The sequence below is a fragment of the Nitrosomonas oligotropha genome (assembly GCF_009833085.1).
In the GTDB taxonomy this organism is placed as follows: Bacteria; Pseudomonadota; Gammaproteobacteria; order Burkholderiales; family Nitrosomonadaceae; genus Nitrosomonas; species Nitrosomonas oligotropha.
The window spans coordinates 1-6,596 of the sequence record NZ_QRBZ01000058.1 but is presented as its reverse complement, the minus strand read 5'-3'; the positions used below and the strand labels follow the sequence as shown (position 1 = coordinate 6,596).

Genomic DNA, 6,596 nt, shown 5'->3' with positions numbered 1-6,596 from the left:
AAATTCAGAAACAATCGATCAGTTCAGAAAAAAAAAACCGCCCGGACACACCCACTAGTGGATGTGTCCGGCCGTTTTTTTTGTCATTACGCTGCTGAGTCCATAACATTCAGCAACTGAATTGCACGTACGGCGATGCGGTCAGCGCATTAATTGGTTTGGGGAAATTTTCTCACCAAATCGCTTAAGTAGGCTTCGAATTCCTGTTTAAGTTCGGGGTGCTGTAAAGCAAACTCCACCGTTGCCTGTAAATACCCGGATTTGCTGCCGCAATCAAAGCGTTTGCCGTCAAACTCATAACCCAGCACCGTTTCGTCTTGCAACAGTTTTGCGATAGCATCGGTCAGCTGAATCTCGTTACCCGCTCCCCGTTCCGTTTTTTCCAGCAGTTTGAAAATACGCGGTGTCAGAATATAGCGTCCAACCACCGCGAGATTCGACGGCGCCTTGTCAATCGGCGGCTTCTCAACAATGGCATTGACCTTGGACAAGTTACTGGCAATCGGCGCACTGCTGATGATGCCGTAACGGTTAACCGTATTCGGCGGAACCTGTTCGATTCCCAGAATCGAGCAATGATGCTGCGCGTATATATCCACCATTTGACTAAGACAACTGCGGTCACCGCCATCGATTAAATCATCCGCCAGCAATACCGCAAAAGGTTCGTCGCCGACAACCGACTGCGCGCATAACACGGCATGCCCCAGCCCAAGCGCCTCGGCTTGACGGATATAAACGCAATCGACATGCGGCGGCAGGATATTGCGGACAATGTTCAGCATGTCCTGTTTTCTTCCTGCTTCCAGATTTGCTTCCAATTCAAACGCTTTATCAAAGTGATCGGGAATTGAGCTTTTATTACGCCCGATGATAAAAATCAAAACATCGATACCCGCGGCAACCGCCTCTTCAGCAGCGAATTGGATCAACGGCTTATCAACGATAGGCAGCATTTCCTTGGGATTCGCCTTGGTTGCTGGCAAAAAACGCGTGCCTAATCCGGCCACGGGAAAGACCGCTTTTCTGATCGCTTTCATTTATAGTTCTCCTTAATATTAAGTCGCCACTATCGCATTAACGCGATTCCGGTAAACCAAAACAAAAATTTCAGTCAGCTTTGATAGCCCTTGGGGTTGATACTTTGCCAGTGCCAGCTGCTCGCGCACATATCTTCCAATCCAAGCTTTGCTTGCCAGCCCAATAGCTCAAGCGCACGTTTTGGATCCGCGTAGCAAGAAGCAATGTCACCGGGACGCCGTGGGGCAATCTTGTAAGGAATAGGCCGCCCGCTCGCTTGCTGGTAGGCCCGCACAACATCCAGCACGCTATAACCTCGTCCAGTGCCTAGATTTACGGTCAAACAACCGGAATATTGATCACTTTGCGCGGAGCCTGCGGCTTCGAGTGCTTCCAGCGCCTTCAGATGCCCTAGCGCCAAGTCGACCACGTGAATGTAATCGCGCACGCCGGTACCGTCCGGTGTGGGATAGTCGTCCCCCCACACGTTCAGTGCTTCCCTTCGCCCTATCGCGACTTGCGCCACGAAAGGCATCAAATTATTGGGAATTCCCTGCGGATCTTCGCCGATTAACCCGCTCGCGTGCGCGCCGACCGGATTAAAATACCGCAAGATGGCAATGCGGAATGAAGCGTCGCTGTGCTGCACATCGCGCAGAATCTCTTCGATCATCAACTTACTGCGTCCGTAGGGATTCGTTGCGGTCAGCGGGTGATCCTCGGTCAACGGTAACCGCACCGGGTCACCATAGACTGTAGCGGAGGAACTGAATACCAAGGTTTTGACACCGCAGTCCTGCATCGCTTCCAATAACCGTAATGTACCGGCTACGTTATTATCGTAATAGGACAACGGCTGTTCCACCGATTCCCCGACGGCTTTGAGTCCTGCGAAGTGGATCACTGCTTTGGCTTTGCTTGTCTGCAAGGCGCTGACCAAGGCGGCGCGGTCACGGCAATCACCGGTGATTAATGCGGGTTTCCTGCCGGTAATTTTCTGCACCCGGGCCAATGCTTCGGGATTGCTGTTACAAAAATTATCGAAAACAGTAATGTCAAACCCTGCATTCAATAATTCCACGCAAGTATGCGAACCGATATACCCGGCACCGCCCGTAACAAGAATCATGATATGTGACCTCGACTATAAATGACCGGTATGTAGCGCTAAAAAATGCACCAGGAATCGTAAACGTCAATACCAGGTGCTATTTTCCGGCTGCCGTGTAGCGAACAGCACTCAAGCTTGCCAGTCTAGCCATCCCGGCACGCACTTGCTGTGTTCTTGCCAATACGGTTGACTATGGTTGCATCAACCGAGAGCACCAATGCCCAGCAAGTAATTGATAATATGCTCGACCGCCTGCTCGGGTGTTTGAGCCGTCGTATCAATGCGGACTTCCGAGTTTTCCGGTGCTTCGTAGGGTGAATCGAGTCCGGTGAAATCTTTCAGTTCGCCGCTGCGCGCTTTTTTATACAGTCCTTTGGGATCCCGCTCTTCTGCCGCCTGAATCGGCGCGTCGACAAATACTTCAAAGAATTCACCCTGCGCTACCAATTCACGCGCCATCTCACGCTCGGCGGAAAACGGTGAAATCAGTGAAACCAGCACGATCTGCCCGGCATCAACCAGCAATTTGGCCACTTCCGCAGTACGCCGGACATTTTCAATCCGGTCGGCATCGGTAAAACCGAGATCTTTGTTCAGGCCATGGCGAATAGTGTCTCCGTCCAGCAAATAAGTATGCTTGCCGAGCGAATACAGCTTTCTCTCGAGCAACATAGCGATGGTCGATTTGCCGCTGCCGGACAACCCGGTAAACCAGACGATAAAGGGCTTTTGTCCTTTGAGTGCGGCATGCGCCTGCTTATTGACGTGGAAATCTTGCCACTGGCTACTATCGTGCGGCTGGCGCAAGGCCGAATGCAACATGCCAGCACCGACGGTATTATTGGTTAGCCGGTCAATCAGGATGAAACCACCGGTATCGCGATCTTCGCTGTAAGGATCGAATGCGATCAACTGATCCGTGCTCAGATTGCAAACCCCGATTTCATTGAGCTCCAATTTCGCCGCGGCAACATGCTCGAGCGTATTGACATTGACTTTATGTTTCAGCGTTGAAACATTGGCTGTTACTGTTTTTGTACCAATCTTCATCAAGTAGGGCCTGCCGGGCAGCATCGCCTCATCAGTCATCCAAACCACCGTGGCTTCAAACTGATTGGCTACTCCGGGCGGTGAATCGGTGGTCGCCAGAACATCGCCCCGGCTGATATCGATCTCATCCGTCAACGTCAATGTAATGGACTGGCCGGAAATAGCCTTCTCCAGATCGCCTTCTTGCGTGACGATACGCGCCACACGGCTTTCTCTTCCGGATGGCAGAACGCGGATAGCATCGCCCGGTTTGACGCTGCCGCGCACTACCAGTCCGGAGTAACCGCGAAAATCCAGATTGGGACGATTCACCCACTGCACCGGCATACGAAAAACACCGGATTTCTCAACGGTATCTTCTATTTGCACGTTTTCCAGATAACCCATCAACGTTTCGCCACGATACCACGGGGTATTTACGCTCAATTCCGTGATGTTATCGCCTTTCAACGCGGACATTGGAATCGTTACGATATTCTGCAACCCCACTTCTTTGGCAAACGTGCGGTAATCCTGGTCGATCTGGTTATAAATCGCTTCGGAATATCCCACCATATCGAGCTTGTTGATCGCCAGCACCACATAGCGGATACCGATCAATGACACCAAATAGCTATGCCGCCGTGTTTGCGTCAACACGCCCTTGCGCGCGTCGATCAGAATAATGGCTACATCCGCAGTCGATGCGCCGGTGATCATATTGCGGGTATATTGTTCATGCCCCGGCGTATCCGCTACGATAAATTTGCGTTTGTCGGTAGAAAAGAAACGGTATGCAACATCGATGGTAATGCCCTGCTCACGCTCAGCCGTCAGTCCGTCCACCAAAAGCGCGAAATCCAAATCCCCGGCTTGTGTGCCGACCTTCTTTGAGTCGAACTCCAATTGAGTCAGTTGATCTTCAAACAACATCTTGGATTCATACAGCAAGCGCCCGATCAAAGTGCTTTTTCCGTCATCCACACTGCCGCATGTGATGAAGCGAAGCAGGCTTTTGTTCTCGTGCGTTTTCAAATACAGCTCGATGTCCTCGGCTATCAAATCAGATACGTGCGCCATTAGAAATAGCCCTCCTGCTTTTTTTTCTCCATCGAACCGGCGGAATCATGATCAATCAACCGCCCCTGCCGCTCGGATGTTCTGGTAAGCAGCATTTCCTGAATGATGGCCGTCAACGTATTGGCTTCACTTTCAATCGCACCGGTGAGCGGATAACAACCCAACGTACGGAATCGCACGCTTTTCATCATCGGTTGCTCGCCTTCGCGCATCGGCAGACGCTCGTCATCCACCATGATCAAGGTACCATCGCGTTCGACGACAGGCCGTTCCTTGGCAAAATATAATGGCACAATAGGGATATTATTCAGATAGATATACTGCCAGATATCGAGCTCAGTCCAATTGGAAAGCGGAAACACCCGGATACTCTCGCCCTTATGCTTGCGCGCATTGTAAAGCCGCCAGAGTTCGGGGCGTTGCAGTTTGGGATCCCAGCGGTGTTGCGCGGAGCGGATGGAAAAAATACGTTCCTTGGCGCGGGATTTTTCCTCATCTCGGCGCGCACCGCCAAATGCCACATCAAAACCATATTTATCCAGCGCCTGCTTCAATCCTTCAGTTTTCCAGATATCCGTATGAATCGCCGAACCGTGCGTGAACGGATTGATATTCTTTTCCACACCTTGCGGATTGATATGAACGATCAACTCGAGCCCAAGTTTTTTCGCCATGACATCGCGAAATTCAATCATCTCCCTGAATTTCCAGGTGGTATCGACATGCAGCAACGGAAACGGCGGTTTTGAAGGATAAAATGCTTTCACCGCAAGATGCAGCATCACTGCACTATCTTTTCCAATGGAATAGAGCATCACCGGGTGTTCGCATTCCGCAACCACCTCCCGCATGATCTGGATACTCTCAGCTTCAAGGCGCTGTAAATGTGTCAGCATTATTAATTGTTTCCTTTATTGGTAAACACAGCCGGTATAGCGTTATATTAAATTGCCTTGGATGCATTTAATATGAAATGACTACTTTTTTCCTGTAGCCATTTACCGCCGCAGAATGGTGATTAGCACGCCAAAAACGTCCATTAATCTTAGACAGAATAAATCCCAAATGGGATGTGGATTTTGATTTATAGCTCAGGGAATATTATTTACAACGTCGAGTTTTTAATGCGATTTACTGTAAATTTTTTACCTAACTTTGCCAACCTCAACCTATGTCAATATTTTATCCGATACTCGCAATATTGTCAGTCAACAAAACATTATATTCACTTCTTGTTATAAAAATGAGCGCACAATCTGAGAAAGCCATTTATATCGGCAATTGATTCAGGTATAATGCCGCGCTTCGGGTCGTTAGCTCAGCCGGTAGAGCAGCGGACTTTTAATCCGTTGGTCGGCAGTTCGAATCTGCCACGACCTACCAAATAAAAACAAGGGGTTAGCAGAAATGCTTAACCCCTTTATTTTTTCCTGGGGTTACACCGGGGTTACTTTGCAGGTTTTTTGAACCGCTCGGAATTACCCAACAGCTGCCCTCTATCCTCAAGCATAAAGTTCAGTTTGCGATTTTGTGCAAGTTGACAAACTGGTGAATTTGCAAGGTTTTCTGGTTGACAAAAATCGATAAATGCAAAGTATATGATGGCAATGTTAATTTTTCACTCCTCATTTGTGAGAGAAAAAATTAACATCGCATTTTATGAAGCCCGATAATCAACCAAGAGAAATAGGCTCAATCAACTGTTTGCCCTGGTTGCTTGCTTTATTGACTGCCATGGATACCGGCCATGCTTGCATCAGCTCAGAATCATACTGTTTTAGAAAGAAACTCAGAATTTCATCGAGAAATTCTACCGGAAATGTCTCTGACGGGAGTATTACCGGCATTCGATCATGAGTAGGGCGAATTAAGTGACCCCGTGGAATGGGTTGCACTCTTTGGGATCTTGTTTAACTGCCTTCAGGAGTTACTCAGAGCTAATAAGTCACTAGTACGGTATTACTTTCCGCAGATAAATTCTCCGCAGCATCAATTGCTTTTACAGTGTAACTGTAAAGAGTTCCTTTTGCAGAACCAGTAAGCACATCGTTAAACGTATTTGCAGTGGTTACAGCGATATTTGTTCCATTTCTATATACCTTATAACCCGCCACTGCAACATTGTCTGAGGATTTACTCCAAGATAATGCAACTCTGGCAGCAGTTCCGTAATTGGACAGTTTTGATACTAATGAAGCCGGTACTGTAGGAGCAGCAGTATCAAAATTATGGCAAGATACTCCGTCACCGCACGGGAAACTATCCCATATCTCTAATCCGGTAATGTGATTATCCACTGACACATGACCGCCGCTATACGGATTGCTCACAAAGATCCGGGTTATAGGAAGATTAT

4 protein-coding genes, 1 tRNA gene and 1 pseudogene are annotated in these 6,596 nt (G+C 48.7%); 1 reads left to right on the top strand and 5 read right to left on the bottom strand.

All coding sequences use genetic code 11. The features are described 5' to 3' along the window. Positions 1-149 precede the first annotated feature (149 nt). The 4 genes from galU to cysD form a co-directional block, all read right to left on the bottom strand. Positions 150-1,040 carry a UTP--glucose-1-phosphate uridylyltransferase GalU gene (galU, locus tag ABD07_RS14265; RefSeq protein ID WP_108697728.1) on the bottom strand — a complete coding sequence of 297 codons (891 nt, stop codon included), beginning with the start codon at positions 1,038-1,040 and terminating at the stop codon, positions 150-152. 74 nt (positions 1,041-1,114) lie between these two features. Then, the gene (gene galE, locus ABD07_RS14260) at positions 1,115-2,149 is read right to left on the bottom strand and encodes a UDP-glucose 4-epimerase GalE (protein ID WP_160818844.1); all 1,035 of its coding nucleotides are present in this window, start codon (positions 2,147-2,149) and stop codon (positions 1,115-1,117) included. Between the two features lie 183 nt (positions 2,150-2,332). Continuing rightward, a complete protein-coding gene (cysN, locus tag ABD07_RS14255; protein WP_160818843.1) occupies positions 2,333-4,240 on the bottom strand; it encodes a sulfate adenylyltransferase subunit CysN in 1,908 nt (635 codons plus the stop codon). After that, on the bottom strand, positions 4,240-5,136 hold the full coding sequence (gene cysD / locus ABD07_RS14250; RefSeq protein ID WP_108697731.1) for a sulfate adenylyltransferase subunit CysD: 897 nt from the start codon (positions 5,134-5,136) through the stop codon (positions 4,240-4,242). Before cysD ends, cysN begins: the two co-directional genes overlap by 1 nt. 411 nt (positions 5,137-5,547) lie before the next feature. On the opposite strand from cysD, the gene ABD07_RS14245 reads away from it, so the two are divergent. Beyond that, positions 5,548-5,623 (top strand) — tRNA-Lys (locus tag ABD07_RS14245). Positions 5,624-6,177: 554 nt separating this feature from the next. On the opposite strand, the pseudogene ABD07_RS14240 reads toward ABD07_RS14245, so the two are convergent. Continuing rightward, a pseudogene (locus tag ABD07_RS14240) lies at positions 6,178-6,596 on the bottom strand (hypothetical protein); the annotation flags it as partial.